Here is a 20,120-nt window from a genome sequence, read left to right as displayed (position 1 = left end):
GACCGCGCATGCACCAGCCGTCACCCGGCCTTTCGAAGCCGGCCGAGGAACAGATCCACTGGCCGTCGCTGTTTGCAGCCGTCGCGGCCATCTCGGCCGTCGGCATTGCCATCGGCCTCGGCCTGCCGCTGCTCAGCATCATCATGGAAAAGCGCGGCATTTCCTCGACCATGATCGGGCTGAACTCCGCCATGGCCGGCCTGGCCTCCATGGCCGCCGCGCCGCTGACGACCAAGCTTGCCCACAGGATCGGCGTCGTGCCGGCCATGCTGCTGGCGATCCTCATCGCATCCATCTCGGCCCTCGGCTTTTACGCCATCGAGAACTTCTGGCTCTGGTTCCCGCTGCGTGTCGCCTTCCACGGCGCGATCACGGTGATGTTCATCCTCTCGGAATTCTGGATCAATGCCACGGCCCCGCCGCGCAAACGTGGTCTCGTGCTCGGCATCTACGGCACCGTTCTGTCACTCGGCTTTGCGACCGGACCGCTGCTGTTCTCCATCCTCGGCAGCGATGGCATCCTCCCCTTTGCCGTCGGCGCGGGCGTCATCCTGCTCGCCGCCATTCCAATCTTCATCGCCCGCAAGGAATGTCCTGTCATCGACGAAAAGCCGGAGCGGCATTTTCTGCGCTACGTCTTCCTCGTTCCGACGGCGACGGCGGCCGTGTTCATCTTCGGAGCGGTCGAATCGGGCGGTCTATCGCTGTTTCCGATCTTCGGCACCCGCGCCGGCTTTAGCGAGGCCCAGGCTGCCCTGCTGCTCACGGTGATGGGGATCGGCAATGTCGTCTTCCAGATCCCGCTCGGCATGCTGTCGGACCGCATCAAGGACCGCAGGACGCTTCTGTCGCTGATGACCGTCGTCGGGCTCATCGGCGCCCTCAGCCTCCCGCTTCTCGTTCACAGCTGGCTGCTGACGGCGATCGTGCTCCTGTTCTGGGGCGGATGCGTCTCTGGCCTCTACACGGTCGGTCTCAGCCACCTCGGCTCGCGGCTGACGGGGGCGGACCTTGCCGCCGCCAATGCAGCCTTTATCTTCTCCTATGCGGTGGGCACGGTCGCCGGTCCGCAGGTCATCGGCGCGGCCATGGACATCACCGGCAATTCCGGTTTTGCCTGGGCGATTGCCGGTTTCTTCGCGATTTACATCGTTTTGACCATCGGTCGCATGGTTTTGCGGCCCAAACAGGGTTGACTTTTCGGGCGCGATTTGTAGTTTCGCGCCACCTCAGACCGTGGCTGCCCAGGCCGTCCACGGCGACATCCATTTAAAGGCAGGACGACCATGGCAAAGGCAACCACCATCAAGATCAAGCTTCTGTCGACGGCCGACACGGGTTTCTTCTACGTCACCACGAAGAACAGCCGTACGATGACGGACAAGATGACGAAGACCAAGTACGACCCGATCGCAAAGAAGCACGTCGAGTTCAAGGAAACGAAGATCAAGTAATCTTCGTTTCATCCTTCGGGATTGCAGGAAGCGCCGCGTCACCCGACCGGCGCTTTTTTGTTGTCCAGTCGGCATGCTTTCGGCGTCCCGCTCCCTCGTCCCTCCTCGTATCCTTGGACCTCGTCCCATGGACTGCCTGTCCCGGCAGTTTGTTCCGATCGGGGCGCGGAGCACATTGCTGGAATCAAAAACGCCACCCCTTTTTGCAAGGGGTGGCGTTGCGAATGGGGGTCGGCTGGTTCGCAGCTACGGCACGAGGAACCGATCTTGCGGAGAACCAACCGACCGACCCCACGACCCAGGAGATGCGGCGGACCTGAGCATCATGGGGTAACCGGTTGTTTGCTGGAGAGAACCTGTCTCTCTTGTGCTTAAAGGATTACGCGTTTTTTGCAGAAAAGCAACGATTTCTTAACCAACTCGAAGTCCACACAGATTTATGGTTAAGAAATTCGTGTTCCGTTTAATGCGGCCCAGCGGGCGGTGACGTGTCGAACACCCCGGCAGCAACGCGTCGGCCTATAGTGTGCAAAGAGTCGACTCTACAGACACAGTGCCGCCGGAGTCTTGCGAACTGCGCACACAAGGCGCCACGCCACACGCCACGAAATCGAAAATCCTAAATATTTCTGATGCTTAAATGCGGCAAGTTCACTCCGGACCACCTGCCAGATATACGTCGGACGCGATTGCAGGTCTTGCAGATCGATAGATGTCTGACCTCTACGGGTCGGCCGCCTGTGCCGCCGGACCGACATCAGGCCGCCGCTGCGACCACGCGGTTACGGCCGCTGTTCTTGGCCTGGTAGAGGGCGCGGTCAGCGCGGCGGATCAGCGTCTCGGCCGTATCCTGCCCGGGAATCAGCGTGGCGATTCCCAGCGAGGCGGTGATCGATATCGGGCCATCCCCTCCGGGAATCGGGAAGGGAATCGATTCGACGAGAATGCGCAGACGCTCGGCCACCGATTCGGCCGTCTCATGCAGCGTATCCGGCATCACCACCACGAACTCCTCGCCGCCATAGCGGCAGGCGAGATCGGCGCCGCGCACAGTCGAGCGAATACGGCGCGCAAATTCGCGCAGTACGGCGTCGCCGACGTCATGGCCGTAGGTGTCGTTCACCGCCTTGAAGCGATCGATATCGGTGATGCACAGCGAGAGCTGGCGTCCACGCGCAGTGGCCCGGTCGAGCAGGAGCTTCAGATGGCTGTCGAGATAGCGTCGGTTGTGCAGACCGGTCAGCGCATCCGTCACCGCCAGCTCGATGGTTTCCTGCACGCTGGTGCGCAGGCGATCATTGTAACGCTTGCGGCGAACCTGCGTCATGGAGCGCGCGACAAGCTCGTTGGGATCGAGGGGGCGCATGATGTAGTCGGTGACGCCGAGTTCGAAGGCGCGCACGACGGTCTCGTCAGCGCCCTGTTCCACCACGAGAAGCACGGGGATGTAACGGGTGCGTTCCAGCGAGCGCAGTTGCGAGCAGAGGCGCAGCGGGTCGTAGTCCTCGAAATTCGAGTTGACGATGACGAGGTCGAAGCTGTTTTCGGCCGCCTCGAACAGCGCCGCCTGCGGATCGGAGAGCGCCGTTACTTCGGCTACCGGGCTCAGCGCCTTGACGATACGCTCCTGCGAGCTGGCGCGGCCATCAACGAGCAGCACGCTGCCCGGCCCTTCCTGCCGGTCGCGGGCCGCCATGTCCTGCAGCGCAAGGGCATGGGCGGTTTCGGCGCGGTGGCGCAGTTCATCGCTGACGTTCTTCAGCCTAACGAGGCTCTTGACGCGGGACATGAGTTGCAGGTCGTTGACGGGCTTCGTCAGGAAGTCGTCGGCACCGGCCTTCAGGCCGCGAACGCGATCGGAAGGTTGGTCGAGGGCCGTCACCATGACGACGGGAATATGGGCCGTTCGGCTATTGGCCTTCAGCCGCTCGCAGACATCGAACCCGTCTATGCCGGGCATCATGATGTCGAGCAGCACCAGATCGACCGGCGCGCTTTCGCAGATGGCGAGGGCCTCATAACCGTCACGGGCGGTCAGCACTTCGTAATAGTCGGCAATCAGCCGCGCTTCGAGCAGCTTGACGTTGGCCGGGATGTCGTCAACGACGAGGATACGCGCTGTCATTGCTCTTGTCCGCTCTCACGCATCGCCGAGGTAAGTCTTTATGGTCTCGATGAATTTCGGTACCGAAATCGGCTTTGAGACATAGGCTTCGCAACCGCCCTGCCTTATCCGCTCCTCATCGCCCTTCATGGCGAAGGCGGTGACGGCGATCACGGGAATGACGTGCAATTCGTCATCTTCCTTCAGCCACTTGGTCACTTCAAGGCCGGAGACCTCCGGAAGCTGAATGTCCATGAGGATAAGATCCGGACGATGGCGGCGGGCGAGTTCAAGCGCCTCCATCCCATTGCGCGTCTGGATGGTCCGATAGCCGGACGCCTCGATCAGGTCGCGAAAGAGCTTCATGTTCAGCTCGTTGTCCTCGACAATCATGACCTGTTTGGGCATCTGTGTGTCCTGATGATACGATGATGCACTTGAAACCCGCTCTGCTGAAGATAAGTTCAGACCGGCGAGAGACAAGCGACCTCTTTCAACTGACGCTAGATGGATTTGGTTGAGAAATTGGAAACTCCGTGCGCGATCGGAAAACTGTTCAGGGGTAAAGTGCCAAGGTGACCGATGCTGATCAGATTGCCATTACTGCGCTCGGCTGGCTGGCAGGCGAACCCGAGCAACTCTCGCGTTTCCTGGCGCTGACGGGCAGCGATGTCAGCGATCTGCGCCGCAATGCCGCCTCGCCCGGCTTTCTGGCGGGCGTCCTCGATTTTCTCATGGGACATGAACCGACGCTGCTCGCCTTTTGCAGTGCCAGCGATCTCGATCCCAACCGGGTCGTGCACGCCGCCCATATGCTCTGCGGTCCGCCGCAGGACGGGGGATATTGATCGATGGTGACGGCAATCGGAATGGTGCGGGAGCAATTGACCGACCGGCCACTGCTGGTGTGCGACGTCGATGAGGTCGTGCTGGAGTTTCTCGGTCCCTTCCGCCGCTTTCTGGCGGCGAACGGCCTGAAACTGCTGCCGCGCTCGTTTCGCCTGCATGGCAATATTGTCGCTATCGACACGGGTACGCCGATTGCGGACGAAGCCGTGCATCCATTGATCGAAATGTTCTTTGCCGAACAGTGCGACTGGCAGACCCCGGCCTGCGACGTGGCGACGACACTGGCGATGCTCAGCGAGAAGGCGGATGTGGTCTTCCTCACGGCGATGCCGCCCCGCCACCACGATCTTCGCCGCACGCTGCTGAACGGACTTGATCTCACTTTCCCGATGATTGCCACCGAGGAACCGAAGGGCCCCGTGGTTGCAGACCTGCACCGCGGCCGCGACCTGCCCCTCGCCTTCATCGACGATATCGCCCGAAACCTCGCCTCCGTGGGCGAGAGCGTGCCTCAGTGCCTTCTCGTGCATCTGATGGCGGACCGGGAATTTCGCGCGCTGATGCCAGTGCCGGATGCGCCCGTGATTTGCGCCGACGACTGGGCCGGGGCGCACCGGTTGGTCAGCAAGCATTTCTGGGCAGGTGAACCCGCTTGATTGTCTTTCGGATGTGGATGCGTGAGCGCTGCGGCCTTGAAGCGCGGGACTGAGGCGCGTAAGGTCGCGATGTTCAATCTTTGTTCCCGTGATGACCAGCGACGCCCCGCCCCGCCCCGGTTTCTGCCGTGACTGCCTTGCGCCGCAGCGCGAGAGCGAGCGACGCTGCCGCGCCTGCGGCAGCCCGCGCCTCGTCTTCCATGCCGAACTTTACGATCTTCCCATCGCCCATATCGACTGCGACGCTTTCTATGCCTCGGTCGAAAAGCGCGACAATCCGGAGCTGGCCGACAAGCCCGTGATCATCGGCGGAGGCAAGCGTGGCGTTGTCTCGACGGCCTGCTACATTGCCCGCATCCGCGGCGTGCGCTCGGCCATGCCGATGTTCAAGGCGCTGGAGGCGTGTCCCGATGCCGTCGTCATCAAGCCGGACATGGAGAAATACAGCCGCGTCGGCCGCGAGGTGCGGGCCCTCATGCAGGCGCTGACCCCGCTCGTGCAGCCGCTCTCCATCGACGAGGCCTTTCTCGACCTTACCGGCACCGAGCGGCTGCATCATGATCCACCGGCGCGCACGCTGGCCCGGCTTGCCCGGCGCATCGAAGCCGAGATCGGCATCACCGTTTCCGTCGGCCTCTCCTACTGCAAGTTCCTCGCCAAGGTCGCCTCCGACCTCAACAAGCCGCGCGGCTTTTCCGTCATCGGCCAGGCGGAGGCGATCGACTTCCTGCGCGATCGGCCCGTCACCACCATCTGGGGCGTCGGCAAGGCCTTCGCCGAAACGCTGGGGCGCGATGGCATCCGCACCATTGGCCAGTTGCAGACCATGGAGGAAGGCGACCTGATGCGCCGCTACGGCACCATGGGACAACGTCTCTTCCACCTGTCACGCGGCGAGGACGACCGGCGCGTCGAGATCGACGGCGAGGCCAAGAGCGTGTCGGCGGAAACCACCTTCAACGAGGATATCCACAAGCTGGCCGAACTGACCGTGCATCTGCGCCGGTTGAGCGAAAAGGTGGCACTCCGGCTGCGACGCTCCGAAACGGCTGGTCACACGGTGGTGCTGAAACTGAAGTCCAGCGATTTCAAGCTGCGCACCCGCAACCGGCGGCTCGACAGCCCGACGCAGCTTGCCGACCGTATCTTCCGCACCGGCCTTTCCCTGCTGGAGCGCGAGGCCGATGGCACGCGCTTTCGCCTCATCGGCATCGGCGTCAACGACCTTTCCGATCCCGCGCGGGCCGATCCGCCCGACCTCGTCGACCGGCAGGCCGCCCAGCGGGCCAAGGCGGAAGCGGCGATGAATGCGCTGCGCGACAAGTTCGGCCGCGACAGCGTGGAGACGGGCTATACGTTCGGCCGGCAGCGGAAGCCCGACCCGCCGGGCTCCGAATAAAAGCTTGCGAATAAATCTGTGGTCCCGGCCGTTCCTCATGCAAACGTGATGGGCCGCGCCTGCACATCGCTCAAACTTCATTAAACCTCTAGCGGTACGCTGCCTGCCTGTCTGTTTGTTTTGCGTCGGATCATCATCATGTCGTTCGGTACTGCCTTGCGTGCGGGCCTTGTCGCCCTGTGTCTTGCCTCCGGAACCGCCCTGTCTCCGGTCCCCGCGCTTGCGGCGGGCGGCAGCGCACCCCTGCAGATCGTCGTGACCAAGGACACCCAGTCTCTGGTGGTCTATGACGGCGACACGATCGTCGCGACCTCGCGGGTGTCGACCGGCAAGGCGGGCCACGCGACGCCGACCGGCATCTTCTCCGTGCTCGAGAAGCGCCGCATGCATCATTCCAACATCTACAGCAATGCGCCCATGCCCTTCATGCAGCGGCTCACCTGGTCCGGCATTGCCCTGCATGCCTCCAACAGCGTGCCGAGCTACCCCGCCTCGCATGGCTGCGTGCGCCTGCCGAACGCCTTTGCCCCGGAACTCTACAAGATGACGACGCGCGGCGTGCATGTGATCATCTCGGACCGGCAGGTGGTGCCAAGTGAAATTTCCGACCCCTGGCTTTTCCAGCCGGAGAAGCCGGCCCCACAACTCCTCAGCGATGCGACGCTGCGCCTTGGAATGGAACACACCGGCAGCGTCGAAGTCGCGATGATCGCGCCGTCCGCCGGCGCCGAGGCGGCCAAGGTTGCGGCCGAGACGGACGAACCGCCGATCCGCATGCTGATCACCCGGCGCGGCGAGCGCGAAACGACGGCGGCGCTACAGGCCGCCCTGCATGGCCTTGGCTACGATGCCGGCGCGGCCGACGGCGTGGTGGGACCGAAGACGCGCGCGGCGATCCGGCTCTTCCAGGGCCGACAGGGCATGGTGGTGACGGGCAAAATCTCCGATCAGCTGGTGCATGCGGTCTATGTCGCCGCCGGCCGGCCGGAACCGGGCAATGCGCATCTGATGGTGCGGCAGAAATTCGCCCCGCTCTTCGACGTTCCCGTCACCATCCGCAACCCGGAGGTCGCGCTCGGCACGCACTTCCTGCAGTTTCAGGATATCGACGGGAAGAGCGGCAAGGGCCGCTGGTTTGGCGTGACCATGGACGATGCGCTCTCGACGGCCACCAAGGCCCGCCTCGGCATCACGGCTGACGCAGAGCCGAACACCACCCTCACGCAGACGCTTGCGCGCATCGACATTCCCGCCGATATCCGCGCCCGCATTGACGCGCTGCTGGCCGAAGGCTCGTCGCTGACGATCTCCGACACCGGCCTTGGCCCGGAGACCGGCAAGGGCACCGACTTCGTCACCCTGACGCGCTCCGCCACGAAGGGCTGAGCGGGCCCCGCCCCCCAGGATCAGACGAGCTCGACATCCACGATGCCGGGCGAGGCCCTGAGCGCGGCGGCAATCTCTGGCGAGATGCGGTAACGTTCGGCGAGTTCCACCTCGATTTCCCGCTGGCCGTTCTCCTTGATGACAATGAAGGAGACGAGGCCTTCGCCTTTCGCGTTCAGGTGGGCCGCCACGGAGCGCAAGGGACCTGAGTCGCGCACATAGACCCGCAGCGCCTTCTGCATCTGCAGCGACTTTTCTTCCAGCGACTGCAGCGTCTGGATGCGAAGGCCGATGCCTTCCGGGCGCTCCTCGGCCTGCACCGTCATCACCATGGATTTGCCGGCTTCCAAGAGGTCGCGATACTGGTTCAGCATTTCGGAGAACAGCACAGCTTCGAACTGGCCCGAGGAATCGGAGAAGGTGACAATCCCCATCTTGTTGCCGGTGCGCGTCTTGCGCTCCTGCTTGGCGGTCACCGTGCCTGCGAGGCGACCTGCCGTCGCCCCCTTCTTTACGGCGACGGCAAAGTCCTGGAAGGTCTGCACGCGCATCTTGCCGAGAAGATCATTGTAGCTGTCGAGCGGATGGGCGGAGAGGTAAAAGCCGAGCACCTGGAATTCGCGGTGCAGCTTTTCCGAAGCCAGCCAGGCCGTATAGGTGCCGAAGGCGATCCGCTCCGGCCCGGTGGCTGAACCGGCGCCGAACATGTCGCTCTGGCCGCTGACCTTGTTGCCCTGCAGGCGCTGCGCGTAACCGAGGATGCGATCGAGACCGCTGACGAGTTCGGCTCGGTCACGGCCGAAGCAGTCGAAGGCGCCGGCGCAGATCAGGCTTTCGAAGACGCGGCGATTGAGGAGCTTCGGATCAATCCTCAAGCAGAAATCCTCGATGCTGTCGAAGGGCTTGTCGCCGCGCACCGCGACGATGTGTTCGACGGCCGCCTCGCCGACGCCCTTGAGGGCCGCGATGGAGTAGTAGATGCGGTTTTCGCCCGTCTCGAAATGCCGGAACGAGGTCTGCACCGAGGGCGGAATGACGGTAATGCCGAGGCGGCCTGCATCCTGCCTGAAGTCGTTGACCTTTTCGGTATTGGCCATATCGAGCGTCATGGAGGCTGCCAGGAACTCAACCGGGAAATGCGCCTTCAGATAGGCGGTCTGGTAGGAGACGATGGCATAGGCGGCGGCGTGCGACTTGTTGAAGCCGTAGTTCGCGAATTTGGCGAGGAGATCGAAGATGATATCGGACTGCGCCTTGGAGACGCCGTTCTTCATGGCGCCGTCCACGAAGCGCTCGCGCTGCTGGTCCATCTCGGCCTTGATCTTCTTGCCCATGGCGCGGCGCAGGAGATCGGCTTCGCCGAGCGAATAGCCCGACAGGACCTGCGCAATCTGCATCACCTGTTCCTGGTAGACGATAACCCCTTGCGTTTCCTTCAGGAGGTAATCGATCTTCGGATGGATCGATTCGATCTCTTCCTCGCCATGCTTGCGGGCATTGTAGACCGGAATGTTTTCCATCGGACCCGGGCGGTAAAGCGCCACGAGCGCGATGATATCCTCGATGCAGTCGGGGCGCATGCCGATCAGCGCCTTGCGCATCCCTGCGCTTTCCACCTGGAAGACGCCAACCGTATCGCCTTTGGAGAGCATCTCGTAGGTCTTGGCGTCGTCCAGTGGAATCGTGGCCAGGTCGACATGGATGCCGCGCTTGGCGATGAAATCGACCGCGGTCTTCAGCACCGTCAGCGTCTTCAGACCCAGGAAGTCGAACTTCACGAGCCCGGCCTGCTCGACCCACTTCATGTTGAACTGGGTGACCGGCATGTCCGAGCGCGGATCGCGGTACATGGGAACGAGCTGCGAGAGCGGCCTGTCGCCGATCACGATGCCGGCGGCATGGGTGGACGCGTGGCGGTAGAGACCCTCGATCTTCTGGGCGATGTCGAGCAGGCGCGCGACGACCGGCTCCTTGTCGGCCTCCTCCTGCAGGCGCGGCTCTTCCTTGATGGCCTGCGAGAGCGGCGTCGGGTTGGCCGGGTTGTTCGGCACGAGCTTGCAGATCTTGTCGACCTGCCCGTAGGGCATTTCGAGCACGCGGCCGACATCGCGCAGCGCGGCGCGCGCCTGCAGCGACCCGAAGGTGATGATCTGCGCCACCTGCTCGCGCCCATATTTGCGCTGCACGTAGCGGATCACCTCTTCGCGCCGCTCCTGGCAGAAGTCGATGTCGAAGTCGGGCATCGAGACGCGCTCGGGATTGAGGAAGCGTTCGAAGAGCAGCGAGAAGCGCATCGGATCGACGTCTGTGATGGTCAGCGCATAGGCGACGAGCGAGCCCGCGCCCGAACCGCGGCCGGGGCCGACCGGAATATCATGCTGCTTGGCCCATTTGATGAAGTCGGCAACGATCAGGAAGTAGCCCGGGAATTTCATGCGCTCGATGACGCCGAGCTCGAAATCGAGGCGCTCGCGATACTCCTCGACCGTGAAGCCGGGCGCGGTGCCGAGCAGCTCAAGACGGGCCTCAAGCCCCTCGACCGACTGGCGGCGAAGTTCGGCCGATTCGGCGCGTTCGGCCTCCTCCGCATCGTCGGTCGCGCCGGTAAAGCGCGGCAGGATGGGCTTGCGGCCCTTGAGGACGTAGGAGCAGCGCTGCGCGATCTCTACGGAATTCTCCAGCGCCTCCGGGAGGTCAGCGAAGAGCTTCATCATGTCAGCGCGGCTCTTCAGGTAATGATCCTGCGTCAGCCGGAAGCGCTCGTCGTCGGAGACCATGGCATTGTGCGCGACCGCCATCAGCGCATCATGGGCCTCGTAATCGCCGGGGGTCGGAAAGAAGGCCTCGTTGGTGGCGACGAGCGGCAGACCGTGCCGATAGGCAAGCTCCACCATGCGGCGCTCATGCGCCTTGTCATAGCCGCGCTGGCGCTGCAATTCGACATAGAGACGATCGCCGAAGGCAGCCTTCAGTGCGAGGAGCCGGCGCGTCGCGGCTTCCGCGTGGTCCTGCATCAACGCCATGTCGACGGGGCCGGTTCTGGCGCCCGTCAGGGCAATCAAACCATCTGTGCCTTCGGTCAGCCAGGAGAGCAGGATGCGGGCGGCCTGATTGCCCTCGCCTTCCAGATAGGCGCGGCTGACGAGGTCGACGAGCCTCGTATAGCCGGCCTCGGTGGCGGCCAGCAGAATGATGGAGGGCAGCTTTTCCAGCTGGTGCTGGTGGCCGCGTCGCTCCGGCAGGCTGTCGCCATCCTCCATGTCGATGGAGAGCTGGCAACCGATGATCGGCTGTATGCCGTCGCCGCTGGCCTTCTGGGCAAATTCGAGCGCGACGAAAAGGTTGTTGGTATCGGTAATGGCAATGGCCGGCTGGTTGTCGGCCGTTGCCTTGCCGAGGATCTTCTTCAGCGGCAGCGCACCTTCGAGCAGCGAATAGGCCGAATGGACCCTCAGATGCACGAAACCGGGGCTTGCTGCGATCGGGCTTTCGCCCGCACCTGCTGCGCCTGCTGCATCCGCCATTGGCCGACCTCCTGATTCCGATCAAGCTGAGAGGGTATCGACAATGCCGGCCGTGAAGTCAAAGGGGCGCCCGGCCCTCCTCCCTCCTTTCCACGGTCGCAAGGCAGTGCGGCGGACCTTGACCGGAGAGGGAAAAGACGCCGGGCCTTCCCACATGTCCGCTTCCACGGGGCGAGGAAGGCGGACGCGATGCGGAGGATCATCCTCCGTCCGAAGGCCGCAGCGGACGGCATCCGGATGCTTTGACTGCGCGAAAGACCGGCGGCGGCGCCGGCCCTTCCACGCTCCCGCCCGCGCCGAGGCAGGGTTCGGCGCGAACGAAACCTTTGGTGTCACATGCCCATCACGATGACGGAGAGGCTTGCGATGAAAAGCGTGATGGAAGCGAATGCGGCGATGTCACGAAGGAAGTCGGTCATGGCTGTCTCCTGTTCCGTTCTGTTTTTATATTGTTCTTTTTTTGTTCCGTTCGTCAAGGCATTTGATGGGTATTTTCACGATTGCGGCGCGTGATGGTTAATCGGCGGGATACCGCTGATTAAGAGTCAGCGGGTTTGGCACGGCTCATCCGGCTACCAATCGGGGGCGTCAATCATGACTTGCAGCGGCAAGCGCCTCGATTGCACGTCTAAGGGCCGGGATATGGTCCGTCACGACGGCCCAGACCACGTCATCGGCGACGCGGTGATATTCGTGGCGAAGGATATTGCGGACACCCCGGATCTGCTTCCAGGGAATGGTCGGTGCCTCCGACAAACGGTCGTCCGGAATATGCCGTGCCGCCTCCGAGATGATTTCGAGGGCGCGCTGAACCGCGTGTCGCAGCAACCAATCGGCCTGAAAATCAGAAAGGCTCTTTCCGGCCGTGTGTGTCTCGATGCCCTCGATCGCCGCCAGCATCTCGGCAAGGACGGGCGCAAGCCGGCGGGCAGCCATCAGAAAATCCGGATCGCGGAACGCTCGATCTCGGCGCGCAGTCCCGGATTGAGGCTGCTGCGCGTGGTCACGTCCACCGGCAAGGATGCCTGTTCTTCGAGAAACTGCTGAATGCCGACGAGATCAAGGAGGGAGAAACTGCGGCCCGGTTCGTAGTCGATGAAGACATCGAGATCGCTGCCGGTCGCGGCTTCGTTGCGCGCCGTGGAACCGAAGAGATAAAGTGCCGTCGCGCCCATGCCCTTCACGGCATCGGCATGCGCTTCCAGAAGCCTGATTGCGTCGTCCCGGTTCATGGGGCCAGTTTACACACATTCGCACCCGCCATCCATTTGAGATTTTTCACGGCTTGCGGCACGAGAGATGCCGGGGATAATGACGCAAGGAACGAGACAAGCGGGAGGCATTCGGATGCGGTCAGGAATTCTTGCAGCGGTGGCTCTGGCCATCCCCATCCTCCTCCCAGCCCTTCCAGCCGCAGCACAATTGCTCGATCCGGACCGAATCGTCGCCGCGGCGACCGGCGATTTCGACAAGGATGGCACGAACGACCTCGTGCTGCTGGTGGCGCCTGCGCAGGACAAGGCGGATGAGGACCACGGCGTCTATCTCTTCCTGACCGGAGAGACGGGCAAGCTGACGCTGAAGGAGATCGTGCCCAATCTGGTCTGGGGAGCCTATGACCTTTTCGGCCAGAATGCTTCGCTGGAGGCCATGGCGAACGGCTCCTTCGTCATCGTTTCCCACAATGACGCCATCGGGCGGGACCGGTGGGAACAGCGGCTGACGATCGCCTATCGCAACAATGAGTTCGCGGTCGCGGGCTATACCTATACGGGCTACGACACGCTGAACCCGGATGCGGCACAGTCCTGCGACATCAATATGCTGACCGGAAAGGGCAAGGCGAACGACAAGCCCGTCGCCATAACCGGCAAGCTGATCTATCTGCGCGACTGGAAGGACGAGATGGGCCGCAAGCCCTGCGGACTTGAGTGAGGCGTCAGGCGCGGGCGCATCGGCCGCCGGGGCACGGCCGGCGCCCGATCAGAATTCCACGACTTTGCCATCCTCGATCGTCACGCGGCGATCCATGAGGCCGGCGAGTTCGTGGTTGTGGGTGGCGATCATGGCGGCAAGACCCGACTGGCGCACCAGCGCCTCGAGCGCTTCGAAAACGTAGCCCGCCGTTTCCGGGTCGAGATTGCCGGTCGGCTCGTCGGCCAGCAGCACCAGCGGCGCGTTCGCCACCGCACGGGCAATTGCGACGCGCTGCTGCTCGCCGCCGGAGAGTTCGGAGGGGCGGTGATCGGCGCGGTGGCCGATGCGCATGTAGTCGAGCAGCGCTGCGGCCCGCTCGCGCGCCTCGGCCTTGGCAAGGCCGGCGATCAGTTGCGGCATCATGATGTTTTCGAGCGCGGTGAATTCCGGCAGCAGATGGTGGAACTGGTAGACGAAGCCGATGTCGTTGCGGCGGATCGCCGTGCGCTTGTCATCCGGCAGATCGCCGCAGGACAGGCCGTTGATCTTCACCTCGCCGCCATCGGGCTTTTCCAGCAGGCCGGCGATCTGCAGAAGCGTCGATTTGCCCGTGCCGGAAGGCGCGACGAGCGCGACGGTCTCGCCGCTGTGGAGGGCGAAATCGGCTCCCTTCAGGATCGACAGGAAGGTCTCGCCCTGGGGATAGTGGCGCTCGACGCCGGTCAGTTGCAGTGCCACGCGCTTGGTCATCGGCGGGTCCTTGTGCCTACGGGGCTTGGTCTTTTGGCGAGCAGTGCGGATCGCGGCATCATTCGTAGCGCAGCGCCTGTACCGGATCGAGGCGCGAGGCACGCCAGGCCGGGAAGATGGTGGCGAGGAACGACAGGGCCAGCGCCATGAGAATGACGGAGATCGTCTCGCCGGGGTTCATGTCGGCCGGCAGTTGGCTGAGGAAGTAGAGCTCCGGATTGAAGATCGTCGTCCCCGAAATCCAGGAGAAGAACTGCCTTATCGATTCGATGTTGAGGCAGACGACGACGCCAAGCGCGACCCCTGCAAAGGTGCCGACGATGCCGATCGCCGCCCCGGTCATGAAGAAGATGCGCATGACGGCGCCGGATGTGGCGCCCATGGTGCGCAGGATCGCGATGTCGCTGCCCTTGTCCTTGACCAGCATGATGAGGCCCGAGACGATGTTGAGCGCCGCCACCAGCACGATCAGCGTCAGGATCATGAACATGACGTTGCGCTCCACCTGCAGGGCGGAGAAGAAGGTCTTGTTGCGGTCGCGCCAGTCGGTGAGGAAGATCTGCCGGCCGGCGGCGTCCTCGATCGGCTTTCTCAACTGATCGACCTGATCGGGATTGCTGACGAAAATCTCGATCGACTGAACGATGCCCTCTACATTGAAGTAGAGCTGCGCTTCCTCCAGCGGCATGAATATGATCGAGGCGTCATATTCCGACATGCCGATCTCGAAGATGCCGGAGACGGCATAGGATTTGACCCGCGGATTGACGCCTAGCGGCGTCACATCGCCCTCCGGCGCCACCAGCGTGATCGTATCGCCGGCTTTCAGGCCAAGCTGGTCAGCCATGCGCGAGCCGATCAGAAGGCCAGAGCCGGAGGCAAAGCCCACCATGTCACCGGAGGTGATGTGGTCGGAGATCGACTTCATCTTGCCCAGATCGTCGGCGCGCACGCCGCGCACCAGTGCCCCGGTGCCCGCGCCACCGGCGCCGGAGGCCAGTGTCTGGCCCTCGATCATGGGAATCGCCATGGTGACGCCCGGCACGGTTTCGAGCCGCTTGGCAAGATCGGCATAGTCGTTCAGCGGGCTGTCGATCGGCTGGACGATCATGTGGCCGTTGATACCGAGAATGCGGGAGATCAGCTCCGTGCGGAACCCGTTCATCACGGCCATGACAATGATGAGCGTCGCGACGCCCAGCATGATGCCGATGAAGGAAAAGCCGGCAATGACCGAGATGAAGGCCTCTTTGCGGCGCGAGCGCAGGTAGCGCCAGGCCACCATGCGCTCGAAGGCCGAAAAGGGACGGCTGCCGCGGGGAAGGTCTGTGCCCTGCCCTGCGGCGTCAGGTGCGGTGCCGTTCGTGCTGTCGGTCGCGGCGCTCATCGCATTCCCTTCATTGGCCGGCGGCCATCCCCGTTCCGGCATCCATCCGTTGGGACCGTCAGCGACCGGCGGTCAGGCGGTTGACAGCTGCCTCAAGCGACAGGGTCACGCGCTCACCGGTCTTGCGGTCCTTGATCTCGACTTCGCCATTGGCGATGCCGCGCGGGCCGACAATGATCTGCTGGGGAACACCGATGAGATCGGCAGTGGCGAACTTCGCGCCGGCGCGATCGTCGGTGTCGTCATAGAGCATGTCGAGTCCCGCATTCGACAATGCCTGATAAAGCTTGAGCGAGGCTTCGTCGCACGCGTTATCGCCGGCCTTCATGTTGATGACGACGGCATCGAAGGGCGCGACGGAGGCCGGCCAGATGATGCCGTTCTCGTCGTGCGAAGCTTCGATGATGGCCGGCACGAGGCGGGTCGGGCCGATTCCATAGGAGCCCATGTGCACCGGGTGTTCCTTGCCATCGGGGCCGAGAACCTTGGCGCCCATCGGTTCGGAATATTTGGTGCCGAAATAGAAGATGTGGCCGACCTCGATACCGCGGGCCGAGAGACGCTCGCCCTCCGGAATCGCGTCGAAGGCCGCTTCATCGTGCATTTCGGAAGTCGCCGCGTAGACCGAGGTCCACTTGTCGAAGATCGCCTGCAGGCCGCCGACGTCTTCGAAATCCGTATCGACCGGCGGGATATCGAAGGTCACGAAGTCCTTGTGGCAGAAAACCTCCGATTCGCCGGTATCGGCGAGGATGATGAATTCGTGGCTGTGATTGCCGCCGATCGGGCCGGTGTCGGCGCGCATGGGAATGGCGCGCAGGCCGAGCCGGTCGAAGGTGCGCAGATACGCCGCGAACATGCGGTTATAGGCGTGCAGCGCGCCCTCTTTCGTCAGGTCGAAAGAATAGGCATCCTTCATCAGGAATTCGCGCGAGCGCATCGTGCCGAAACGCGGGCGCATCTCGTCGCGGAACTTCAGCTGAATGTGGTAGAGGTTCAGCGGCAGGTCCTTGTAGGACTTCACCGAGGAACGGAAGATGTCGGTGATCATCTCCTCGTTGGTCGGGCCGTAGAGCATGGGACGCTCCTGGCGGTCCTTGATGCGCAGCATTTCCTTGCCGTAATCCTCATAGCGGCCGCTTTCCTGCCAGAGCTCGGCGGACTGGAGCGTCGGCATCAGAAGTTCGACGGCACCGGAGCGGTCCTGCTCTTCGCGGATGATGCGGTTGACCTTGTCCAGCACGCGCTTGCCGAGCGGCAGCCAGGAATAGATACCGGCGGACTGCTGGCGGATCATGCCGGCGCGCAGCATCAGGCGGTGGGAGACGATTTCCGCCTCCTTGGGATTTTCCTTCAGGATCGGCAGGAAGTAGCGGGAAAGACGCATGGTGGTGTCCAGACAGGGTTACATCCGCTTGGAAGCAGATTCGGGCAAATTCAGGATGTCGGAAGCGCCGTTCCGCCGGAAGCACTGGCTGCGCGCTTTGCAGCCTGCCTCCCTGAACGCCGGTCACCCGCCGAGTCTCCCTTTCTCGTATCGTGAAGCGTTCATAGACGCTTCGACCTGCGAAGAAAACCCGCCCGTGCGACGCGATCACCCGCGCGAAAGACGCGGCACACAGCTTTCCGACTGCCGTTTACGCAAACGTAAGCCGAAAGCGTCGCCTGCTTTCCTGACACAATCTTGTCAACCGGAAAAAAATGCCAAACTGTGTCAAAAATGCAAAAAAAGAAGATGACATAGATTAGAGGTTGGGCTAGTTTCGGCTCACAAAAGAGGCAGGGAGATTAAATTCTTGTCGAAATTCGCGGTCAAGTCTTGGGAGGATCAGATCTAAGGCGCGTTTAATCGCTGCCGCCGGAAACGGAGAAGGATCACGCGAAACTTAAAAAACAAGGCTTTAAGCCTTGTTTTTTTTTGCTTTTCATCGCCGGGCTCTGCACATCGTCGCTGCCGGCGCCACCTGTTTTTGATGAATGCCATATCATAGCCGACTTACATTAAAGGTTTTGCGACAGCTGTGCCGTGCCGGCCGGCAGCGCCGTCGATCGACGCGTCAGTAAAATTTGGGCGCGAAACGCGGAATGGCGTCGAAATCGAGACCGAAGCGATCTGCGAGCACATACCAGCCGATATGGATGACGGCGGCCAGAACCGAGGTGATGATGACGACACGCCAGCCGCGAAAGCGCGTCGGGGCACTTTCCACCGTGCCCGGAACGACATGGTTGTCTTCCGCCTGGGTGCGCATGCCGAGCGGCAGGACCGCGAAAAGCGTGATCCACCAGATGACGAAATAGACGGCAAAGATCGAGAACCAGGTCATGCGGGCCTCCAGGCAAACGGCCGGAAACCTATAAACTGCAGGCGCGCGCAGAAGAAGGAAAATCGCACGCGCCCTTCTGTCACACCTCTTCGAGTTCTATCAGGCAACCCATGAAATCCTTGGGATGCAGAAACAGCACCGGACGGCCATGGGCGCCGATCTTCGGCTCGCCATCGCCGAGTACCCGGGCACCCTCGCCTTTCAACCGATCGCGAGCGGCGCGGATGTCCGAGACCTCGTAGCAGATATGGTGCATGCCGCCGGAGGGGTTCTTGTCGAGGAAGGCCTTGATGGGCGAACCCTCGCCGAGCGGCTCCAGGAGTTCCACCTTGGTGTTTTCGAGCTCGACGAAGCACACGGTCACGCCATGTTCCGGCAGGGCCTGCGGGCTCGATACGGTTGCACCGAGTGTATCGCGGTACCGTGCGGCGGCGGCCGTCAGATCGGTGACGGCGAGCGCAATGTGATTGACGCGGCCCAGCATCGGCTTCTCCTCCCATCCGGTGTTCGCACCCGCAGGACTGACGGGCGGGCGGACCGTTCTAACCGCCCCACCCGGCACATTTCAATCAGACCTTGATCACGAAGACGGTGACCAGCGGCTTCTTGCCCCAGATCTGGTTGGCGGTGGAGCGAACGGCGCGGCGAACGGCTTCCTGCAGCATGGCGAGATCCTTGCGCTTGCCGCGCGGGATGCTTTCGACGGCACCAAGGACGGCGTCATAGAGCGCATCTTCCATATCCTCGCCCTCATCGTCGAACTCGGGCAGGCCAATGGCGACGAGATCCGGGTCAGCGACGAAATCGTAGCGCTCGTTGAGCACGACGCTGACGGAAACATGTCCGGCAAAGGAGAGCTTGCGGCGCTCGCCGATGCCCATCTCGTCGAAATCACCGATGAGGTTGCCATCCTTGAAGATGCGACCGTGCGGCGCCTCATCCACGACCTCAGGCTCACCGGGTGCCAGCTTCAGCATGTCACCATTGCGCACGCGCGGCACCTTGGCAATGCCGGACTGGCGGGCGAGTTCGCCATGGGCGGTCAGGTGTGCCGCCTCGCCATGCACAGGCACGACGATCTGAGGCTTCAGCCAGCCATACATCTGCTGCAACTCGTGCCGGCGCGGGTGACCGGAGACATGCACCAGGGCCTCGCTGTCGGTGACGATCAGGATGCCCTGTTCAATGAGACCGTTCTTGATGTCGTTGATGGCCTTCTCATTGCCGGGAATGGCGCGGGAGGAAAAGACGATCGTGTCGCCGGCCGAGAAGGCGACGTTGCGCATTTCGTCACGCGAGATCTTTGCAAGCGCAGCCCGCGGCTCGCCCTGCGACCCGGTCAGGATGACGACGACCTTGTCGCGCGGGATGTAGCCGAATTCATCCTCGTCGATGAAGGGCTTGATGCCCTCCATGAGGCCGATGTCGCGGGCGACGGCCACGACACGCTTCATGGAACTGCCGAGCAGCAGCACCTCGCGGTCAGCCGCCTCGGCGGCGCGGGCGATGGAGCGGATGCGGCCGACATTCGAGGAGAAGGTGGTGATGCCGACGCGGCCTTCGGCATTGCGGATGATTTCCGTCAAGCTGTCGGAGACCTCGCGCTCCGAGGGCGAAACGCCATCCCGCATGGCATTGGTGCTGTCGCAGACGAGCGCCAGGACACCCTCTTCGCCGATGCCGCGCAGCCGGTCTTCGTCCGTCAGCGGACCGAGGGAGGGTTCGAGATCGATCTTCCAGTCGCCTGTGTGCAGCACGGTCCCGAGCGGCGTGCTGATCTTCAGCGCCATGGGCTCGGGGATCGAATGGTTGACGCCGATCGCCTCCACCTCGAAGGGACCGACATTGATCCGGTCGCCCTGCTTGAAGATCGTGATCGGCAGTTCGCCGCGGGTGCCTTCGTAATTGCGCTTGGCTTCCAGCATGCCGGCCGTGAAGGGCGAAGCATAGATCGGCACGGCAAGGCCCGGCCACAGATCGTTCAGCGCACCATAGTGGTCCTCGTGGGCGTGGGTAATGATGATGCCCAGCAGGTTCTTGCGCTCATGGGCAAGGAAACTCACATCGGGTAGCACGAGATCGACGCCCGGCAGGTCGGGGCCCGGGAAGGTCACGCCGCAATCGACCATGATCCACTTGCGCTGCTTGGGCCGGCCGAAGCCGTAGAGCGCGAGATTCATGCCGATTTCGCCGACGCCGCCGAGCGGCAGGAAGACGAGTTCGTCCTGATCAGCCATATCTTCAGTCACTTTCGCTTGGGCCGCGCCTCACAGACTACGGTCCCTTATCCAACAGAATAGGCGCAGCCAGCCGAATGGCCGGACGCGCGTGCGGTCCCCGCTCGGGACGACGTCGGTCGTCCCGTTT

The 20,120-nt window shown here is 62.8% G+C and carries 19 protein-coding genes; 8 read left to right on the top strand and 11 right to left on the bottom strand.

Annotation, left to right across the window (positions count from 1 at the left end; translation table 11 throughout):
• The first annotated feature begins 8 nt into the window (after positions 1-8).
• Together F3H41_RS01260 and rpmG are read left to right on the top strand one after the other, a co-directional pair.
• Positions 9-1,196 (top strand): MFS transporter, encoded by a 1,188-nt coding sequence (locus F3H41_RS01260; protein ID WP_149736778.1) that lies wholly within the window; start codon positions 9-11, stop codon positions 1,194-1,196.
• A gap of 90 nt (positions 1,197-1,286) precedes the next feature.
• On the top strand, positions 1,287-1,454 hold the full coding sequence (gene rpmG, locus F3H41_RS01255; RefSeq protein ID WP_003587245.1) for a 50S ribosomal protein L33: 168 nt from the start codon (positions 1,287-1,289) through the stop codon (positions 1,452-1,454).
• A gap of 757 nt (positions 1,455-2,211) precedes the next feature.
• Here the strand turns inward: rpmG and F3H41_RS01250 are convergent.
• Positions 2,212-3,579 carry a PleD family two-component system response regulator gene (locus tag F3H41_RS01250; protein WP_149736777.1) on the bottom strand — a complete coding sequence of 456 codons (1,368 nt, stop codon included), beginning with the start codon at positions 3,577-3,579 and terminating at the stop codon, positions 2,212-2,214.
• Between the two features lie 15 nt (positions 3,580-3,594).
• Positions 3,595-3,966: a response regulator gene (locus tag F3H41_RS01245; protein ID WP_149736776.1), complete on the bottom strand. Its 372-nt coding sequence runs from the start codon at positions 3,964-3,966 to the stop codon at positions 3,595-3,597.
• A gap of 167 nt (positions 3,967-4,133) precedes the next feature.
• Here F3H41_RS01245 and F3H41_RS01240 point away from each other — a divergent pair, with 167 nt between their 5' ends.
• From F3H41_RS01240 to F3H41_RS01225, 4 genes are all read left to right on the top strand, one after another.
• Positions 4,134-4,406 (top strand): DUF3572 domain-containing protein, encoded by a 273-nt coding sequence (locus F3H41_RS01240; protein ID WP_149736775.1) that lies wholly within the window; start codon positions 4,134-4,136, stop codon positions 4,404-4,406.
• A 3-nt stretch (positions 4,407-4,409) separates the two neighbouring features.
• Entirely contained in the window at positions 4,410-5,063 is a 654-nt protein-coding gene (locus F3H41_RS01235) for a hypothetical protein (RefSeq protein ID WP_188129306.1), read from the top strand.
• Positions 5,064-5,154: 91 nt separating this feature from the next.
• Positions 5,155-6,462, top strand: a complete 1,308-nt coding sequence (locus F3H41_RS01230) for a DNA polymerase IV (RefSeq protein ID WP_149736774.1) — start codon at positions 5,155-5,157, stop codon at positions 6,460-6,462.
• A 138-nt stretch (positions 6,463-6,600) separates the two neighbouring features.
• Complete coding sequence (locus F3H41_RS01225; protein WP_149736773.1) at positions 6,601-7,848, top strand: L,D-transpeptidase family protein; 1,248 nt, start codon at positions 6,601-6,603, stop codon at positions 7,846-7,848.
• A gap of 20 nt (positions 7,849-7,868) precedes the next feature.
• Here the strand turns inward: F3H41_RS01225 and dnaE are convergent, their stop codons facing one another.
• From dnaE to F3H41_RS01210, 3 genes are all read right to left on the bottom strand, one after another.
• Positions 7,869-11,372, bottom strand: coding sequence for a DNA polymerase III subunit alpha (gene dnaE / locus F3H41_RS01220; RefSeq protein WP_149736772.1), 3,504 nt, complete (start codon positions 11,370-11,372; stop codon positions 7,869-7,871).
• 588 nt (positions 11,373-11,960) lie between these two features.
• Entirely contained in the window at positions 11,961-12,308 is a 348-nt protein-coding gene (locus F3H41_RS01215) for a HepT-like ribonuclease domain-containing protein (protein ID WP_149736771.1), read from the bottom strand.
• Complete coding sequence (locus F3H41_RS01210; protein WP_149736770.1) at positions 12,308-12,604, bottom strand: nucleotidyltransferase domain-containing protein; 297 nt, start codon at positions 12,602-12,604, stop codon at positions 12,308-12,310. Before F3H41_RS01210 ends, F3H41_RS01215 begins: the two co-directional genes overlap by 1 nt.
• A gap of 115 nt (positions 12,605-12,719) precedes the next feature.
• Here F3H41_RS01210 and F3H41_RS01205 point away from each other — a divergent pair, with 115 nt between their 5' ends.
• Positions 12,720-13,307: a hypothetical protein gene (locus F3H41_RS01205; RefSeq protein ID WP_149736769.1), complete on the top strand. Its 588-nt coding sequence runs from the start codon at positions 12,720-12,722 to the stop codon at positions 13,305-13,307.
• Positions 13,308-13,355: 48 nt separating this feature from the next.
• Here F3H41_RS01205 and F3H41_RS01200 read toward each other — a convergent pair whose 3' ends face one another.
• The 3 genes from F3H41_RS01200 to proS all read right to left on the bottom strand — a co-directional run bounded on the left by F3H41_RS01200 (position 13,356) and on the right by proS (position 16,813).
• The gene (locus F3H41_RS01200; protein ID WP_149736768.1) at positions 13,356-14,039 is read right to left on the bottom strand and encodes an ABC transporter ATP-binding protein; all 684 of its coding nucleotides are present in this window, start codon (positions 14,037-14,039) and stop codon (positions 13,356-13,358) included.
• A gap of 58 nt (positions 14,040-14,097) precedes the next feature.
• Positions 14,098-15,324 (bottom strand): lipoprotein-releasing ABC transporter permease subunit, encoded by a 1,227-nt coding sequence (locus F3H41_RS01195; protein ID WP_149738156.1) that lies wholly within the window; start codon positions 15,322-15,324, stop codon positions 14,098-14,100.
• Positions 15,325-15,484: 160 nt separating this feature from the next.
• Positions 15,485-16,813, bottom strand: coding sequence for a proline--tRNA ligase (proS, locus tag F3H41_RS01190; RefSeq protein WP_149736767.1), 1,329 nt, complete (start codon positions 16,811-16,813; stop codon positions 15,485-15,487).
• Between proS and F3H41_RS01185 the strand changes: the two genes are divergently transcribed.
• Positions 16,812-17,165, top strand: coding sequence for a hypothetical protein (locus F3H41_RS01185; RefSeq protein ID WP_149736766.1), 354 nt, complete (start codon positions 16,812-16,814; stop codon positions 17,163-17,165). The two genes, proS and F3H41_RS01185, sit on opposite strands and share 2 nt — an antisense overlap.
• Before the next feature lie 318 nt (positions 17,166-17,483).
• Here F3H41_RS01185 and F3H41_RS01180 read toward each other — a convergent pair whose 3' ends face one another.
• The 3 genes from F3H41_RS01180 to F3H41_RS01170 form a co-directional block, all read right to left on the bottom strand.
• Complete coding sequence (locus tag F3H41_RS01180) at positions 17,484-17,753, bottom strand: DUF1467 family protein (RefSeq protein WP_149736765.1); 270 nt, start codon at positions 17,751-17,753, stop codon at positions 17,484-17,486.
• A gap of 79 nt (positions 17,754-17,832) precedes the next feature.
• A complete protein-coding gene (gene mce / locus F3H41_RS01175) occupies positions 17,833-18,237 on the bottom strand; it encodes a methylmalonyl-CoA epimerase (protein WP_149736764.1) in 405 nt (134 codons plus the stop codon).
• An 85-nt stretch (positions 18,238-18,322) separates the two neighbouring features.
• Positions 18,323-19,990: a ribonuclease J gene (locus F3H41_RS01170; RefSeq protein WP_149736763.1), complete on the bottom strand. Its 1,668-nt coding sequence runs from the start codon at positions 19,988-19,990 to the stop codon at positions 18,323-18,325.
• Between the last annotated feature and the right edge of the window lie 130 nt (positions 19,991-20,120).

This window comes from Rhizobium sp. RU20A (assembly GCF_900155885.1).
GTDB lineage: Bacteria > Pseudomonadota > Alphaproteobacteria > Rhizobiales > Rhizobiaceae > RU20A.
The sequence above is the reverse complement of the archived record's forward strand: the minus strand, read 5'-3'. Positions and strand labels throughout refer to the sequence as shown.